Consider the following 17,169-nt stretch of genomic DNA (forward strand, 5'->3'; position numbering starts at 1 on the left):
GTCCCGACCCACACCGCCGTGGACAGCGACGGCGTGTACCCCACCATCCAGGCGTCCTTATTGGCGGTAGTGTCACCCAACTGCACCGTGCCAGTCTTGGCGGCCGAGGGCCGGCCGCCGGCTAGGTTGTGGCCACGCGAATACCCCGCGATCGGCATCATCGCCGCAGTGACGTTGTCGGCGACGGCCTTGGGGATCCGCTGCTCCCCCGAGTTGTCGACGGTGCTGGCGTCAAAGAGCACCTGGCCCTCCGCGTTGACCACCTTTTGCACAAAGTGCGGCCGGTGATAGAGGCCGGAGGCAGCCAATGTCGCGTAGGCCGATGCCATATCGATCACCCGGGTTTGATACTGGCCCAACACGATTCCGTTGTTGGGGGGCCCACCTTTACCGTCCTCGGACAGCGTATGTGCCACACCCGGGAAGCTGGTGGCGACGCCGGCCTGATGCGCGGCGTCTGCCACGGCCTGCGGGCCACCGTTCAGCTTCAGCATCAGCCGGTAATAGGAGGTGTTCAACGACATCTTGAGTGCTTCGGCGATGTTGCACGTCCCGCAACTCTCGCCCTCGACGTTGGTGATCTTGATGCCGTCAACCGTCAACGGCGAACTGTCAACCTGGTATCCCAGGCCGATCCCCTGTTCAAGCGCAGCCACTAGGGCAAACACCTTGAACGAGGAGCCGGTCTGCAGCCCACCCTGGGCAAAGTCGTAGCCGTTGGCATTGTCGCCGCCGTAATAAGCCCGCACGCCGCCGTTATGCGGATCAATGGATACCGCCGCAGCCCGCATGTCCGGATCTTGCCCATCAAGGTATTTCGCCACCGCCTTTTCCGCCGCCTGCTGGGCTTGCGGATCGATCGTGGTGGTCACCTGCAAACCTTGGGTGTTCAGAGTCTGCTCATCAATGTTGAAAAGCTCCATCAACTCTTTGGTGACTTGTCGCTCAATCAGCCCGTTAGGGCCGGTGGTCTGATTCGCCGCGTGCGCCTGATCGGGCGGTACGGTCTGCGGAAACTGCTGGTCGGCGCGGTCCTTGGCGGATAGTGCCTTAGTCTCCACCATGCCGTCGAGCACCCAATTCCACCGGGCCAGCGCGCCATCCGGGTCGACCGCGGGGTCCAGCGTTGACGGGCGCCTGATCAGCGCAGCCAGCAATGCTCCCTCTGATACGGTGAGCTGCTCGACCGGCTTGTCGAAATAGGCCTTGGAAGCCGCCGAAATCCCGTAGGCACCGCGGCCGAAGTAAATGATGTTCAAATACGCCTGCAGCACATCGTCTTTGGACCACTCCCCCGACATCTTGGTCGCGATGACCAATTCCTTGGCCTTGCGCAACACCCCACTCCACCCGTGTTGCGCGGATCCGACCAGCGCGTTCTTGACGTATTGCTGGGTGATGGTGGAACCGCCCTGCAAGTCACCACCAAACAGGTTGTTCTTCACCGCCCGCCCGAAGCCGCTAAACGAGAAGCCAGGGTTGGAGTAAAAACCCCGGTCTTCAGCAGCAATGACCGCCTGGCGCACGTGCACCGGAACTTGGCTGAGATTGACGTCAACCCGGTTGCCTTCAGGAGGAACAATCTTGGCGATTTCGGACCCGTCGCTGGCCAGGATCGTGGAGACCTGGTTGGTACGGATGTCACCCGGCTTGGGGACGTCGACGATGAAATAGGCCATCGCAAAAGTGACGATCGGCAACAAGATCAGCACCGCCGCGGCGAGGTAAATCGACCGTCGGACCCATCTCCAGTTGATCTGCTGGACCCAGTTCGGCTTGCGTCTGCCAGACCGGCCAGCTGCCGGCGGGACCGGTCCGCGTGGCCCGGGCGGACCCGGTGGACCTCCTGTCCCGGTCAGCCGCTCCTGCCGACGGCGCGGACCGGAGCTCTCCAAGGCCGCCTTGACCTGGTCCAGCGGGTCGCGCTGCAGCGGCAGGGACGCAGCGGGCGGGCCGTCCAACGCTGCCTTGACTTCCCCGATGGGATCCGTGTGCCGCGACAACCGGTCCTCGGCTACCGGCGGGAGAATCGAGGTTAACCTGTCGTCGGGCGGAACCTGGCGGCGCTGGTTGGTTACCCCACTGGACACCTCTGGGCGATCGAGGTCGCCGGGATGTTGGCTTACGCCCTCAGCCGCCGGCCCGCCTGTAGCGTCACTGGACGACTGGTGGCGCCCCTCGCTATTCACTGGCCGTACGGGCGCCGTTACGCGCCGTCCGCGTTCCCTTGGGCGGACGAGCCGCGCCCAGGACGTACGACTTGACCAGATGATTCCAGCTGCAGGTTCGGCACACCTCCACCACGTGGACCGCGAATTCCGAGAACCGGGTGGTCAGCAGGACCAGCTCCTCAGCGGTACGCGCCGAGCCCGATACCGCGCCCAGGTGCTCGCCAAACACCCACGACACCAACGTGAGCTGCTCCTTGCGGCAGATCGGGCACATCACCTGGCTTGGTTTCCCATGAAACTTCGCTGCGCGCAGCAGATAGGGATTTGCGTCACACACCTCGGAGACACCGGTGCGTCCCGAGTACACCTCGGCCAGCAGCGACCGCCGCCGAAGAGCGTAATCCACTACCTGTCGCTGCAGTCGCACGCTGACCAGAGTACGTCGCGTTCCCGTCCCGACCATGCAGGCGGGCATGACCTGAGGAGTAACCGCGACATCCGGGGTACGCACACCCCTTGCAGTTGAAGTCTTATCGCGCGCCCGGCGGCCCGGCTTCTACGATCACCCTGTGGCGAAATGGCTGAGCGCAACGCTGGCTCGAAGCGGATCAGCGTCGACCCGGGCTAAAGACAGCGACCGCCAGGACGCCTGCCAGATTCTCGACGCCTCCCTCAACGACGGCCAGCTCTCGATGGAAGAGCATCGCGAGCGGGTCAGCGCCGCTACCCACGCGGTCACCCTGGGAGACCTACAAAGCCTGGTTGCTGACCTGCAGTCCGAGCGCGCACGCGCAGAAGTGCCCGCGCTCAAGACACGGGCGCGGCGCAATGGGTTGGGCCTGCTCGCGGCGGCATTCGGGGCTTCGGTACTGCTAGGCGTGGGCATTGGCTGGGGCCTCTATGGCAATACCAACTCGCCGTTGGATTTCACGACAGACCCTGGAGTCAAGCCCGACGGCGTCACGGCGGTAGTGCTGACGCCGCCGAAGCAGTTGCATTCGCTTGGCGGGCTCACCGGTCTGATCGAGCAGATGCGGAAGAAGTTCGGCGACACCATGGGCTACCGGCTGGTGGTCTACCCGACGTATGCGGCGCTGGATCGCAAAGACCCCGCTGACGACCGCAGGGTGTTGAGCTACACCTACCGAGGCGGCTGGGGCGATCCGAGCAGCTCGGCCAAGAGCGGTGCCGACACCGACCTGGTTGACCTGGGCAAGTTCGACGTGAAAACAACGGTGGGCATCATGCGCGGCGCCGCGGAAACACTGGGCATGAAGCAGTCGGACGTTACCAACATGTACTTGTCGATTGAAGCGGCCAGTGATCCGACCGCGCCCGGGGCGCTGTCGCTGCAGCTGTACGTTTCAAGCGACTACGGCAGCGGCTATATCAGTCTTGCTGGTGACGGCACCGTCAAACAGGTGAGCTACCCCTCGTAACCGGCGGCGAGCACAAGACTTCAGCACGTTTACGCGTCGTCAAATGTGACGAACAGCTCACTAACAACGGGTGCTGTTGTGACGAATATATCGAAACGATACGATGCCGCGAGGCGTCGGACCGTCGTAACGAGCCATGCAAAGGAGGTGATTCGGTGCTCGAGCTGGCCATACTAGGACTCCTGATCGAGTCGCCGATGCACGGCTACGAGTTGCGCAAGCGGCTAACCGGCCTACTCGGCGCTTTTCGGGCTTTCTCGTATGGCTCGCTGTATCCGGCGCTGCGCCGGATGCAGACTCAAGGGTTGATAGCCGAGAACGCCGCTCCCGCGGGACTACCAGTGCGGCGTGCCCGCAGGGTCTACCAGCTGACCGACGAAGGTCGCCGCCGCTTCGCCGAACTAGTGGCCGACACCGGCCCGCACAACTACACCGATGACGGATTCGGGGTGCACCTCGCGTTCTTCAACCGCACTCCAGCCGAAGCACGGATGCGCATTCTGGAAGGCCGCCGCCGCCAGGTCGAAGAGCGACGGGAAGGCCTGCGCGAGGCAGTAGCCAGGGCCAGTAGCTCCTTTGATCGCTACACCCGGCAACTGCACCAGCTCGGGCTTGAGTCCAGCGAGCGAGAAGTCAAGTGGCTCAACGAACTCATCGCCGCCGAACGGGCCGCACCCAATCGAGCGGAACAGACGTGAATCAACCGCCCACATTCGAATACCCCATAGACACCCAGAGTTACGAGGTAAGGAGAACGCCCGATGAGTGAGCACCAGCCGCCGATGGCGCAGGGGGCGCATCCCGAGGTACGAGTCGCGATTGTGGGCGTCGGCAACTGCGCGTCCTCGCTGGTCCAGGGCGTCGAGTACTACTACAACGCCGACGACACGTCGACAGTGCCCGGTCTCATGCACGTGCGCTTTGGCCCCTACCACGTCCGAGACGTCAAGTTCGTCGCCGCGTTCGACGTTGACGCCAAGAAGGTCGGCTTCGATCTGTCGGACGCGATCTTCGCTTCGGAAAACAACACCATCAAGATCGCCGACGTGGCACCCACCAATGTGGTGGTGCAGCGCGGCCCGACGCTCGACGGCATCGGCAAGTACTACGCCGACACCATCGAGTTGTCCGACGCGGAGCCGGTCGACGTGGTCCAGGTCCTCAAGGACGCGAAGGTTGACGTGCTGGTTTCCTACCTGCCGGTGGGCTCCGAAGAGGCTGACAAGTTTTACGCCCAGTGCGCCATCGACGCCGATGTGGCGTTTGTGAACGCCCTGCCGGTGTTCATCGCCTCCGACCCAGTGTGGGCCAAGAAGTTCGCTGACGCCGGCGTGCCCATCGTCGGCGACGACATCAAGAGCCAGGTCGGCGCCACCATCACGCACCGGGTAATGGCAAAGCTCTTCGAGGACCGCGGTGTCCAATTGGACCGCACGATGCAGCTCAACGTGGGCGGCAACATGGACTTTAAGAACATGCTGGAGCGCGAGCGGCTGGAGTCCAAGAAGATCTCCAAGACTCAGGCCGTGACGTCCAACTTGCAGCGCGAGTTCAACACCAAAGACGTGCACATCGGTCCGTCCGACCACGTCGGCTGGCTCGACGACCGCAAGTGGGCTTACGTGCGTCTGGAGGGCCGGGCCTTCGGTGACGTGCCGCTGAACTTGGAGTACAAGCTCGAGGTGTGGGACTCACCGAACTCGGCGGGCGTAATCATTGACGCGGTGCGCGCGGCCAAGATCGCCAAGGACCGCGGTATCGGCGGACCGGTGATCCCCGCATCGGCCTACCTGATGAAGAGCCCGCCCGAGCAGTTGCCCGACGATGTGGCACGAGCCCAGCTCGAAGAGTTCATCATCGCGGACTAACTCGAGTGTGCCGCGGCGGCAAGCCGCACGGCTATCTGCGGTTTCTGAAGTAACCTTCGGGACGGTGCGTTCCGTACGTCACGGCGGAGTTCGTAGGGTCGGAGATTATGGCCGAGCCCTCCGACGACGAATTGACCGGACTCTCCGAGTTCGACCTGTTGGCCGAGAACGCCGAGCAGGCCGGCGCGACGGGCCCGCCACCCCAAGTAGAGCGGTTGGAAACCAACACCGCTCAAGGCCGAATCAGCGCGTTGCGCTGGGCTAGCTCGGCGCCGCGGGTGATCTTCCTGCATGGCGGTGGCCAGAACGCGCATACCTGGGACACCGTGATCGTCGGCCTCGGTGAGCCGGCGTTAGCGGTGGACCTTCCCGGGCACGGCCATTCCAGCTGGCGCGAGGACGGCGACTACTCGCCGCAACACAACGCCGACGCCCTGGCGCCGGTGCTGCGTCAGCTAGCACCGGAAGCCGAACTCGTGGTCGGCATGTCCCTGGGCGGGCTAACCGGCATACGGCTGGGTGCGCTGGCCCCCGAGCTGGTCGATGAACTGGTGCTCATCGACGTCACGCCGTCGGCGTTGCGGCGGCACGCCGAAATGACCGCCGAACAGCGCGGCACCGTGGCGCTGATGCAGGGTGAGCGGGAATTCCCCAGCTTCCAGGCCATGCTGGAGCTGACCATCGCCGCCGCACCGCATCGTGAGGTGAAGGCGCTGCGGCGCGGTGTGTTCCACAACTCCCGCCGGCTCGACAACGGCAACTGGACCTGGCGGTACGACGCCATCCGCAGCTTCCCGGACTTCGGTCCCTTATGGGACGACGTCGACGCCGTGCCGGCGCCCATCACACTCATCCGGGGCGGCAAGTCGGGCTTCGTCAACGACGAGGACGTCGCTGAACTTACCCGGCGCGCAAAACATTTCCGTGGCGCGCACGTCGTCGAGGATGCGGGTCACTCGGTGCAAAGTGACCAACCGCGGGTGCTCGTCGACATCCTGCGCGAGGTGCTCGCCAATAGCTGAGCCTACGGTGGTCCTATGACCTCTCCCGTGCATCCCGATCTGCCCATCCGCATTGGCGTACAGCTACAGCCCCAGCACGCCCCGCACTACGGCCACATCCGCGACGCCGTCCGCCGCTGTGAGGACATCGGTGTCGACATCGCCTTCAACTGGGACCACTTCTTCCCGCTCTTCGGCGATCCCGACGGCCCCCACTTCGAATGCTGGACCATGCTCGGCGCCTGGGCTGAGCAGACGTCGCGCATCCAAATCGGCGCCCTGGTCGCATGTAACTCCTATCGCAATCCGGAGTTGCTAGCGGACATGGCCCGCACCGTAGACCACATCTGCGAGGGCCGCCTCATCCTGGGAATCGGCTCGGGCTGGAAACAGAAGGACTACGACGAGTACGGCTATGAGTTCGGCACCGCGGGCAGTCGCCTCGACGACCTGGCTGCCGCGCTGCCCCGGATCAAGTCCCGGGTGGCCAACCTGAACCCGCCGCCGACCCGCGACATTCCGATGCTGATCGGCGGCGGCGGCGAACGCAAGACGTTGCGGCTGGTCGCCGAATACGCCGACATCTGGCACAGCTTCACCGCCGCCGACGAGTTCCCGGCCAAGGCCGAGGTGCTAAGCCGCCACTGCGCCGACGTCGGGCGGGATCCGGCCACCATTGAGCGTTCGGCCGCGGTCCAAAACGGCAGCGGGCTTATTTCGAGCGCCGAAAGCCTCAGCCGGCTTGGGGTGACGCTGCTGACGGTGGGCTGCGACGGTCCCGACTACGACCTCACCGCCGCCCAAGCGCTCTGCAAGTGGCGCGACAGTCGTTAACTTGCGTGTTCGACTCATCTGGACCTGCCGACGAGATCGCCGCGCTCCCCGATGCCGAACCCATAAGGGCGCGAGAGGAATACAATCGAGTTCGGCGGCGCCGTCGCGACGATTGGGGCCGAACTACCAACCCCACCGCAGTCACCAAGGGTTGGGCATTCCCACGCTATCGCTGCGTTCGGCTCAGAAACACCGCATAGTCGTGAGAAACTTCCCAGCGCTGATGTCGGAGCGGTTGAAAGAGATTCGAAGACACTGATGCCTAAGAAATACGGGATCAAAGAAAAAGACCAGGTCGTCTCGCACATCCTTGACCTGATTCTGACGGGCAAACTGCGCAGCGGTGACCGTGTTGACCGCAACGAAATCGCGCAGGGGTTGGGGGTCAGCCGCGTCCCTATTCAAGAGGCGCTGGTCCAACTCGAACACGACGGGATCGTGTCGACTCGCTATCACCGGGGGGCGTTCGTCGAGCGTTTCGACGAGGCCACAGTGCGCGAGCATCACGAACTCGACGGCCTGCTCAATGGCATTGCTTCGGCACGGGCGGCAACAAACCCTACGCCCCGGCTCCTGAGGGAATTGGATGGTCTCATGCGAGCACTACGCACGGCACGAGAATCGCGGACCTTCTTTGGGATCGCCGGAGAATACCGGCGAGCTGTCAACGACGAGTACGCGGGGCCGCGGCTGCATGCCAGTATCCGCGCCTCGCAAAACTTGATTCCCCGCGTGTTCTGGATGACCCACCAAAACAGCCGCGACAACGTGCTGCCGTGCTACGAAGAAGAGCACGCGGCGATACATCGGCGCGACCCGGACGCCGCGCGGGCGGCGTGTATCGGACGGTCGCAGCTGATGGCCCAGACGATGCTGGCCGAACTGCTTCGCCGCCGGGTGTTCACCTCCCCTGAGGGCGCCTGTCACAACGCCGTTCGGGTACCGCCCTTAGCGGTGAATCCCGAGCCGTCGCCAATCGGATTCTGAGCGGCGCACACGTGCCGAACGATCGCCACGGTGGCCGGTGACCGGGTCTAGCGTCGACCGTTAACGCGTCGCGGCGCTTCGGCGTCGACTCTGTTTTCAGCCGGCCAACGACATTCACCGGGTGCAGCGCACTGTAGTCACCCAAGAATGGGCTTCGCCCGCTGGACGGAGACCTAGCTTGGCGAAGCAGATACCCGAGATCGCAACGACCGAGCGACTGCAGCGGTTGTTGTCGCGGCGGCTTTGATAGTCGCCGACCGCTCTTCCGTGAATCACATGTCGGGTTAGACTGCCGACCTATGGCGGACAGCGAACCCACCGCGACCGACGTGACAGAGCTGGCGGAGGGACTGCATCGCGCACTGGCCAAGCTGTTCTCAATCCTGCGCCGCGGCGACCCGAACGGGGCCGTTGCCGGTGAATTGACGCTTGCGCAACTGTCCATTTTGGTCACCTTGCTTGACCGCGGGCCAATCAGGATGACGGATCTCGCCGCGCACGAGCGGGTGCGAACCCCGACCACCACCGTGGCTATCCGGCGACTGGAGAAAATGGGGTTGGTGAAGCGCTCGCGCGACCCGTCGGACCTACGGGCCGTATTGGTCGACATCACATCGCAAGGACGCGCCGTGCATGCCGAATCGCTGGCAAACCGGCACGCCGCTCTTGCCGCGATGCTCGGCCAACTCCCCTGCGCTGACCTCGAGACCCTGACGAACGCGCTCGCGCCGCTCGAACGTTTGGCCAGTGGTGAACCAGCCGGCGCCGCTGTGGATGATGAGCTCAGACAGGCGTGAAAGTAGCTGGCCGCCAAACGAATTAGTCACCTCTACGTCATGCCAACCGCACTCATTACCGGCGCCAGCCGAGGTATTGGTTCCGCGATCGCCACCGCCTTGGCGCCCACGCACACCCTACTACTAGCCGGTCGGCCTTCCGAGCGGCTTGACGCCGTCGCGCAGCGACTGGGAGCCACCACTTTTCCGCTGGACTTGGCCGATACCAACACAATTGAAGCCAGTTGTGAGGTGGTCGACCAGCTCGACGTACTGGTGCATAACGCGGGGCTATCCATCCCAGGTCATGTCGGTGAGGCAGATGTCGATGCGTGGCGTGCCACCTTCGACGTCAATGTCTTTGGTGCGGTGTCCCTTACCCTTGCGCTGCTATCGGCGCTGCGACGGGCGCGCGGCCAGGTGGTGTTCATCAATTCCGGTGCCGGACGCAATGTTTCCGCCGGGATGGCTTCCTACTCAGCCAGCAAGTTCGCGTTGCGCGCATTCGCCGACTCGCTGCGCGCCGATGAGCCCCGGCTCCGGGTGACGACGATCTTCCCGGGACGCACCGACACCGAGATGCAGCGCGAACTGGTCGAGTTCGAGGGCGGCAACTATGACCCCCAACGATTCCTGCGGGCCGACACGGTCGCAGCAGTAGTAGCGCATGTGGTAGCCACCCCGCCGGACGGACACGTGCACGAAGTGGTCATCCGGCCCCGGGTCAGACCACCAGGTTGACTAGACGGCCGACGACCACAATTACCTTGCGCGGAGTGGCACCGGCCAAAAACATCTGCACCTTTTCGTCGGCCAGCGCGGCGGCCTTGACCGCGTCGTCGTCCGAGTCTGCGGGCACCACTACCCGGCTGCGCACCTTGCCATTCACCTGCACCGGGTATTCGACGGTGTCGTCAATCAGGTATGCGGGATCCGCCTCCGGGAAGGGACCGTGCGCTAGCGAGGTGGGGTTGCCTAGCCGCATCCACAGCTCTTCGGCCAGGTGTGGGGCCAGCGGCGCCAGCATGAGCACCAGTGGTTCCACCGCTGCCCGGGGAACCCCGGCACGATAAAGCTTCGTGAGATGGTTGGTGTACTCGATCAACTTGGCAGCCGCAGTGTTATTGCGCAGCGCCACGTAGTCTTCGGATACTCCTGCGATGGTGCGGTGCAGTCTCCGCAGCGTCTCAATGTCCAGTTCGGTTTCAGCGACCCGAGTTTCACCGGTGTTTTCGTCGACAACCAGCCGCCACAATCGTTGTAAGAAGCGGTGCGCGCCGATGACATCTTTGGTAGCCCATGGACGCGAAGCTTCTAACGGACCCATCGACATCTCGTACACCCGTAGCGTGTCGGCCCCGTAGGCATCGCAGATCTCGTCGGGAGATATGGAATTCTTCAGGCTCTTCCCGATTTTGCCGAATTCCTGTACAACCTCAATTTCCCCGTCGGGTCCCGGATACACGAAACGGCCGTCGCGCTCGATTACCTCTTCGGCTGGGACGTAGGAACCACGCGCGTCGGTGTAGGCGAAGGCCTGGATGTAACCCTGGTTGATGAGCTTGCGGTACGGTTCGCGAGAACTCACGTGGCCGAGGTCGTACAAGACTTTGTGCCAGAACCTGGAATACAACAAGTGCAGCACGGCGTGCTCGGCGCCACCGACGTACAAGTCGACGCCGCCAGGGTCGTCCGGACCGTGTTCCGCCGGGCGCGGACCCATCCAGTACGTCTCATTCTCTTTGGCGCAGAACCGCTCTGAGTTGTGTGGATCGGTGTAGCGCAGCTCGTACCAGGAGCTGCCGGCCCACTGCGGCATCACGTTGGTGTCGCGGCTGTAGGGCTTCAGGCCGTCGCCGAGATCAAGCTCCACGTGGACCCACTCGGTTGCCTTGGCCAGTGGCGGTGATGGCTCACTGTCGGCGTCGTCGGGATCGAACGAAACCGGTGAATAGTCGTCCACGTCAGGCAATTCCACCGGTAGTGCGGTTTCATCGAGGGCATGCGGACGTCCGTCGCCGTCGTAGACAATCGGGAACGGCTCGCCCCAGTACCGTTGCCGCGCGAAAAGCCAATCCCGCAGCTTGAATTCGATGCGGGCCTGGCCTCGACCGTCGGACTCCAGGTGAGTCGTCATGGCCTGCTTGGCCTCGGCGACACTCATGCCGTCAAGAAACCCGGAGTTCACCAGCACGCCGTCACCGGTGTATGCCGCCTCCGAGATATCGCCACCGGCAATGACTTCCACGACCGAAAGCCCTAATGTCCGGGCAAAGTCCCAATCCCGCTGATCATGGCCCGGCACCGCCATGATGGCCCCGGTGCCGTACCCGGCCAGCACGTAGTCGGCGATGAAGATCGGTACCGGCCTGCCGTTGGCCGGATTAATGGCGTAGCTGCCCAAGAAGACGCCGGTCTTCTCCCTGCTCTCCTGCCGTTCCAAGTCTGACTTGGTCGCGATCGCGCGGCGATAGGCGGCGACAGCCTCGCCCGGAGTTACGGCACCGTACGTCCACGATGGGTTGACGTCGTCGGGCCAGGCTTCGGCAACCAGCACGTCGATCAGGTGGTGCTCCGGCGCCAGTACCAGGTACGTGGCGCCGTACAACGTGTCGGGGCGGGTAGTGAATACTTCAATGTCGACGTCTGAGCCATTGCTGCTGGTCGCCGAGAACAGCGCCGCGGCGCCCGTCGAGCGGCCAATCCAGTTGCGCTGCATCGTCTTGACCTGCTCCGGCCAGTCCAGCACATCGAGGTCGTCGAGCAGCCGGTCGGCGTAGGCGGTGATGCGCATCATCCATTGGCGCAGCCGCTTGCGAAACACCGGAAAGTTGCCTCGATCGCTGCGGCCGTCGGCGGTAACCTCTTCATTGGCCAGCACCGTGCCCAGCCCCGGACACCAGTTCACCATCGAGTCCGTGCGGTAGACCAGCCTATAGCTGTCGATCACGTCGGACCGCTCCCCTACCGACAGCTGGGCCCACTCCCGAGCATCATCGAGAGTCCTGGCGCCAGAGCTAAATTCGGCGACCAATTCGGCGATCGGGCGGGCTTTGTTGGCTTGGGTGTCAAACCAAGCGTGGTAGATCTGCAAAAAGATCCACTGCGTCCACTTGTAGAACTCGACATCGGTGGTCGAGAAGCTGCGGCGGCTGTCGTGGCCCAGACCCAGCCGGCCCAGTTGCCGGCGGAAGTTCACGATGTTGGCCTCGGTCCTGGTACGCGGATGGGTGCCGGTTTGCAGGGCGTACTGTTCTGCGGGCAACCCGAAGGAGTCGAACCCCAACGCGTGTAGCACGTTGTGGCCAATCATCCGGTGATAGCGGGCGTAGACGTCGGTCGCGATATAGCCCAGCGGGTGGCCCACGTGCAATCCCTCCCCCGAGGGATAGGGGAACATGTCCTGGACGAACAGCTTGTCCTCCGGTACCGGCGCACCGTCCGCGGGAGCCAGTGACCCAACCGGGTTGGGCACGTTGAAGGTCTCGAGCCGCCCCCAGTTGTCCTGCCACGTCCGCTCCAGCCTGGCCGCCAGCTCGGTGGTGTAGCGATACCGCGGCGCATCGGCGTCGTTGGCACCGTGCGCGCTGCCAGGCGTAGTGGTTGGCGATTCGGTCACGCCCAACAGGGTATAAGGGCAGCCCCCGGGCCCCGGCGGCCAAGGCGCTGGCCACGGATTGGTCTCGGTTGCGTTGCACACCGGTCAGAGGTTCATCCCAGCTCGATGTCAGCCCTATTCGGCGCCTCTAAGAATTCGTTAAATTCACCATCGATGACGGGGCAGTGGCGCCCGAGTAGTTCGGAGGGACCGACGCACATGATCCACATCGCGCGCACCTGGCGGGTTTTCGTAGGGGGCATCGCCGCCGGTTTCGTCGGCGTCGTCCTTGTCGCCGGTGGCACGGCGTCCGCCGAACCTTTGTTTCCGCAGCCTCCGGTCCCCGCGCCGGTTCCGCTGCAACCGGCAAGCCCACCCGTACAGAACCTGACCGCTAATCCGGGAGGCATCAGCAATCGGTTCGCACCAGCTCCTACCCAGGCTTTGGCACCCGCACCCGTGGTGTCACCGATGCCCCCCGCCGCGGTAGCGCCGACGCCGACGTCGGTCACTCCCCCGGTAACGGGCACCCTGCGGGAGCACCTGGAGGCCAAAGGCGTCAAGTTCGAGGCACAGCGGGCGCAGGGATTCAGGGCGCTTGACATCGTGCTGCCGATGCCGCCTCGCTGGACTCCGGTGCCCGACCCCAATGTGCCCGATGCGTTTGCAGTGATTGCCGACCGGGTGGGGGGAAGCAGCATCTACACGTCCAACGCGCAGGTGGTGGTGTACAAGCTCGTCGGCAACTTCGATCCGGCGGAGGCGATCACGCACAGTTTCGCCGACAGCCAGCAGCTGTTGGCATGGCAGACCACCAATGCCTCCATGGCAAGCTTTAATGGCTTCCCGTCGGCAATCATAGAAGGCACATATCGCGAGAACGACATGACGCTCAACACCTCACGTCGCCATGTCCTGGCCGCGTCGGGAGCTGACAAATACCTGGTGTCGCTGTCGGTGACCACGGCCGCGTCGCAAGCGATCACCGATGCTCCAGCCACCGACGCCATCATCAACGGATTCCGAGTGACGATACCTACGGCCGCCGGCCAGGGGCCCGCCCGAGCGCCGCTGCAGGCTCCCACTCAGGTCCCCCCAGCAACCCCCCCGGCCCCAGTAGCGGCTCCGGCTCCGCCGCCGTTGGTGACCGCTCCTCCTCCGCATCCCGCCGCGCAGACCGTGCCCGGTGTGACGCCGGCGCTGCCACCGCTGACCACGTTGCCGCCGGTGCCGTCGCGCTGAGTCGTGACGCCCTGGCACGTTCGCGGGCCAGGACAGGCCAAGTCGTGCGTGAACTCGTATTGTGAGCCCATGCTTATTGCGGGTGTGCTGTGTGTATGTGCGGCGGCGGCTTCCGCCGCCTTCGGGACCTGGTCACTTTCCCATGCCCACACCGCCGATCCGACTCAGCTGGCGCTGCGCGCGATGGCACCAACCCAATTGGCGGCCGCGGTGATGCTGGCTGCCGGAGGGGTGGTAGCGCTTGCGGCGTCCCCGCCTACCGCCTTAGTGGTGGTCATCGTGTGCGTGATCGGCGCGTGCGGGACGCTGGCCACCGGCTCGTGGCAAAGCGCGCGCTACGCGCTACGCCGAGACGCTGCTCGCCTGAAATCAGTTGAGTGTGGTGGCAACTGCGCGGGCTGCACCCTGTCCTGCCAATGACCGGCGAGTCGGCGACGGTTAGTTGCGGCTGAGGTCGATAGGGTGGGTGGCAAGCAGCGAAAGCGGCAACGGCTGGCGTCGCAACACCTGGCCCCATAGGTCTGCCCGCGGCGGAACCAGGACGTCAGAAGGCAATCCCGACAACACAATCCAGTCGTCGCGTTCGATTTCACCTTCGAGCTGGCCGGTGGTCCAGCCGGAGTATCCGGCGAAAATCCGGACCCCTTCCACCACGGGGGCAATCAGATCCGGATCGGCATCCAGGTCGACCATCACCATGCGGCCGGAAACATGGCGCAGGCCAGGCGCCCCGTCGGGATCGGCGCCGACCCGTAAAACCGCAAGGCACAGGGCAGCGTCGCGCTTCACTGGGCCTCCGATAAACATCGTCTTGGGCTTGGCCACGAGTTTGGCCCACTGGGGCAAAACGTTGTAGACCGCGGTCTCAGTCGGCCGGTTGAGCACGACTCCCAAAGTGCCGCCCTCGTTGTGCTCGACGATGTAGATCACGCTGCGCCGAAAAGTCGGCTCCAGCAGATCGGTGTTGGCCAGCAGTAAAGTACCCGCTCGCACCCGTTGTGCGGCGGGTGCGACGTAGTCTTCGGGATCTTCGTGCGGCGCCACGTTCTCATCATCGCACTCGCAGCAAGGTCGTCTGGGGTAAAACCAGCACGGTCGACATTATTTGTACTGTTGTTGGGTCGGCATTGAGCGAACCAGCCTTGCCTGCGCCAAATCGTGGAAGTGGGTCCTGTGATTCGCAGCCGGATGCAAGCGAGCGCACCCGCCGGACTTTGGCGGTCGGTGCGCGCCTTGCCCGACTTCAGCCGGCTGGTGCAGCTGCGAATGGCGAGTCAATTCGGTGATGGCCTGTTCCAAGCCGGACTGGCCGGGGCGCTGCTGTTCAATCCGGACCGCGCTACCGATCCGATGGCGATCGCACGAGCTTTTGCGGTGCTGTTTTTGCCGTATTCACTGCTGGGGCCGTTCGCCGGGGCGCTAATGGACCGCTGGGATCGGCGGCTGGTGCTGGTGGGCGCCAATATCGGCCGGTTGGCCTTCATCATCGGGATCGGCACCATTTTGGCGTTGAGAGGCGGAGATCTGCTGCTGCTAGTCGGAGCGCTGCTCGCCAATGGTTTGGCCCGCTTTCTCGCTTCGGGCCTGTCGGCCGCGTTGCCGCACGTGGTGCCCCGCGAACAGGTGGTCACGATGAACTCGGTGGCCACTGCGTCAGGTGCCGTGTCGGCCTTCCTCGGCGCCAATTTCATGCTGGTGCCCCGGTGGCTGGCCGGTGGCGGTGATCACGGCGCCTCGGTAGTCATTTTCACGGCGATCATCCCGGTGACGATTGCGCTGCTGCTGTCGTTGCGGTTCGCCCCCCGGGTGTTGGGCCCGGACGACACCAAGCGGGCTATCCACGGGTCGGCCGCGTACGCGGTGATCACCGGCTGGCTGCACGGTGTCCGCACGATTGTGCAGCTCCCGACAGTTGCCGCGGCGCTGTCGGGATTGGCGACTCACCGCATGGTCGTCGGAATCAACTCATTGCTGATCTTGCTGTTGGTCCACCACATGAAAAACGCCGACGCCGAAGGTTTCGGTACCGCGCTGGTGTTCTTCGCAGCGACCGGTCTCGGGGCCTTTCTGGCCAACGTGTTGACTCCGACCTTGATCCGGCGTTGCGGTCGCTATGCCACGGCTAATAGTGCCCTGGCGGCAGCCGCCACCATTGAGCTAGCCGGCGTCGGCTTGCTGCTACCGATGATGGTGGTATGTGGCTTGCTGCTGGGCGTGGCGGGCCAAGTGGTCAAGCTGTGCGCCGATTCCGCGATGCAAATCGACGTCGACGACGCGCTGCGCGGCCACGTGTTCGCCGTACAGGATGCGCTGTTCTGGGTGTCCTACATCGCTTCAATTACCTTGGCCGCGGCCTTGATCCCTGATGATGGGCACGCGCCCGCGTTTGTGGTGTTTGGCTCGGCGGTTTATCTGACGGGGCTGGTGGTTCACAGCATCGTTGGCCGCCGGGGCCAGCCGGTGCCTGGCGACTGAGGGAGGTAGTGATGACGGGTGCGGGTCCGATCGTCGCCGACCTGCGGGCTGAGAGTGGAGACCTCGATGCGCTGGTGGCAAATCTTTCGCCCAAACGATGGACCGGGTTGACACCGGCGCCCGGATGGACCATCGCGCACCAGATCGGGCACCTACTGTGGACCGACCGAGTCGCGCTGACCGCGATCAGCGATGAGGCCGGGTTTGCCGACGCGCTGGCCGCAGCTGCCGCCGATCCGGCCGGCTTTGTGGATGCGGGTGCTGCAGAGCTGGCAGCGCTGCCGCCGAGCGAACTGCTGGGGGAGTGGCGGGTTACTCGCGATCGTTTACATGATGCGTTGCTGGCTGTTCCCGATGGATGCAAACTGCCGTGGTTTGGGCCGCCAATGAGCGCCTCCTCGATGGCCACCGCCCGGCTGATGGAAACCTGGGCACATGGGCTTGACGTCGCCGACGCACTTGGCGTTATCCGTCCCGCCACCGAGCGGCTGCGGTCAATCGCGCATCTGGGCGTGCGCACCCGCGATTACGCTTTCGTTGTCAACAATCTGGCACCGCCGGCCTCGGCGTTCCGCGTGGAGCTGCGCGGTCCCGGAGGCGATACCTGGTCCTGGGGGCCTGCGGATGCGTCCCAGCGTGTGAGCGGATCGGCTGAGGATTTCTGTTATTTGGTCACGCGGCGGCGCGCATTGAACGAGCTGGATGTCACTGCGGTAGGGGAGGATGCGCAGCGGTGGTTGGAGATCGCACAAGCTTTCGCCGGACCTCCCGGCCCCGG

General features: G+C 64.2%; 16 protein-coding genes. 12 read left to right on the forward strand and 4 right to left on the reverse strand.

Features of this window, described 5'->3' with window-relative positions; all coding sequences use genetic code 11:
* Window positions 1–2,189: transglycosylase domain-containing protein (locus F0Q45_RS17505; RefSeq protein WP_149655142.1), on the reverse strand; the 2,189-nt coding region annotated here is incomplete at its 3' end.
* Entirely contained in the window at window positions 2,182–2,598 is a 417-nt protein-coding gene (locus tag F0Q45_RS17510; RefSeq protein ID WP_188113002.1) for a DUF5318 family protein, read from the reverse strand. The genes F0Q45_RS17505 and F0Q45_RS17510, both read right to left, overlap by 8 nt.
* Window positions 2,599–2,740: 142 nt before the next feature.
* Between F0Q45_RS17510 and F0Q45_RS17515 the strand changes: the two genes are divergently transcribed.
* The 8 genes from F0Q45_RS17515 (at window position 2,741) to F0Q45_RS17550 (ending at window position 9,817) form a co-directional block, all read left to right on the forward strand.
* Window positions 2,741–3,610 (forward strand): DUF1707 SHOCT-like domain-containing protein, encoded by an 870-nt coding sequence (locus F0Q45_RS17515; RefSeq protein ID WP_149655143.1) that lies wholly within the window; start codon window positions 2,741–2,743, stop codon window positions 3,608–3,610.
* 155 nt (window positions 3,611–3,765) lie between these two features.
* Entirely contained in the window at window positions 3,766–4,308 is a 543-nt protein-coding gene (locus F0Q45_RS17520; RefSeq protein WP_149655144.1) for a PadR family transcriptional regulator, read from the forward strand.
* Window positions 4,309–4,371: 63 nt separating this feature from the next.
* A complete protein-coding gene (locus F0Q45_RS17525; protein ID WP_149655145.1) occupies window positions 4,372–5,478 on the forward strand; it encodes an inositol-3-phosphate synthase in 1,107 nt (368 codons plus the stop codon).
* A 107-nt stretch (window positions 5,479–5,585) separates the two neighbouring features.
* Complete coding sequence (locus tag F0Q45_RS17530) at window positions 5,586–6,500, forward strand: alpha/beta fold hydrolase (RefSeq protein ID WP_149655146.1); 915 nt, start codon at window positions 5,586–5,588, stop codon at window positions 6,498–6,500.
* Window positions 6,501–6,515: 15 nt separating this feature from the next.
* On the forward strand, window positions 6,516–7,313 hold the full coding sequence (locus F0Q45_RS17535; protein WP_149655147.1) for an LLM class F420-dependent oxidoreductase: 798 nt from the start codon (window positions 6,516–6,518) through the stop codon (window positions 7,311–7,313).
* A 258-nt stretch (window positions 7,314–7,571) separates the two neighbouring features.
* Window positions 7,572–8,300, forward strand: coding sequence for a GntR family transcriptional regulator (locus F0Q45_RS17540; RefSeq protein WP_149655148.1), 729 nt, complete (start codon window positions 7,572–7,574; stop codon window positions 8,298–8,300).
* Between the two features lie 299 nt (window positions 8,301–8,599).
* On the forward strand, window positions 8,600–9,097 hold the full coding sequence (locus tag F0Q45_RS17545) for a MarR family winged helix-turn-helix transcriptional regulator (RefSeq protein WP_149655149.1): 498 nt from the start codon (window positions 8,600–8,602) through the stop codon (window positions 9,095–9,097).
* Window positions 9,098–9,136: 39 nt separating this feature from the next.
* Window positions 9,137–9,817 (forward strand): SDR family oxidoreductase, encoded by a 681-nt coding sequence (locus F0Q45_RS17550; RefSeq protein ID WP_149655150.1) that lies wholly within the window; start codon window positions 9,137–9,139, stop codon window positions 9,815–9,817.
* On the opposite strand, the gene leuS is transcribed toward F0Q45_RS17550, so the two are convergent.
* Window positions 9,801–12,695, reverse strand: a complete 2,895-nt coding sequence (leuS, locus tag F0Q45_RS17555) for a leucine--tRNA ligase (RefSeq protein WP_149655151.1) — start codon at window positions 12,693–12,695, stop codon at window positions 9,801–9,803. The two genes, F0Q45_RS17550 and leuS, sit on opposite strands and share 17 nt — an antisense overlap.
* 198 nt (window positions 12,696–12,893) lie before the next feature.
* On the opposite strand from leuS, the gene F0Q45_RS17560 reads away from it, so the two are divergent.
* Complete coding sequence (locus tag F0Q45_RS17560) at window positions 12,894–13,916, forward strand: LpqN/LpqT family lipoprotein (protein WP_149655152.1); 1,023 nt, start codon at window positions 12,894–12,896, stop codon at window positions 13,914–13,916.
* Between the two features lie 69 nt (window positions 13,917–13,985).
* Window positions 13,986–14,336: a hypothetical protein gene (locus F0Q45_RS17565; RefSeq protein WP_149655153.1), complete on the forward strand. Its 351-nt coding sequence runs from the start codon at window positions 13,986–13,988 to the stop codon at window positions 14,334–14,336.
* Window positions 14,337–14,354: 18 nt separating this feature from the next.
* Here F0Q45_RS17565 and F0Q45_RS17570 read toward each other — a convergent pair whose 3' ends face one another.
* Window positions 14,355–14,960: a YqgE/AlgH family protein gene (locus F0Q45_RS17570; protein WP_149655154.1), complete on the reverse strand. Its 606-nt coding sequence runs from the start codon at window positions 14,958–14,960 to the stop codon at window positions 14,355–14,357.
* A gap of 144 nt (window positions 14,961–15,104) precedes the next feature.
* On the opposite strand from F0Q45_RS17570, the gene F0Q45_RS17575 reads away from it, so the two are divergent.
* A complete protein-coding gene (locus F0Q45_RS17575) occupies window positions 15,105–16,391 on the forward strand; it encodes an MFS transporter (RefSeq protein WP_149655157.1) in 1,287 nt (428 codons plus the stop codon).
* An 11-nt stretch (window positions 16,392–16,402) separates the two neighbouring features.
* Window positions 16,403–17,169 (forward strand): TIGR03084 family metal-binding protein (locus F0Q45_RS17580; RefSeq protein WP_149655155.1); only part of this gene is annotated, 767 nt, incomplete at its 3' end.

The organism is Mycobacterium simiae, from assembly GCF_008370645.1.
In the GTDB taxonomy this organism is placed as follows: domain Bacteria; phylum Actinomycetota; class Actinomycetes; order Mycobacteriales; family Mycobacteriaceae; genus Mycobacterium; species Mycobacterium simiae_A.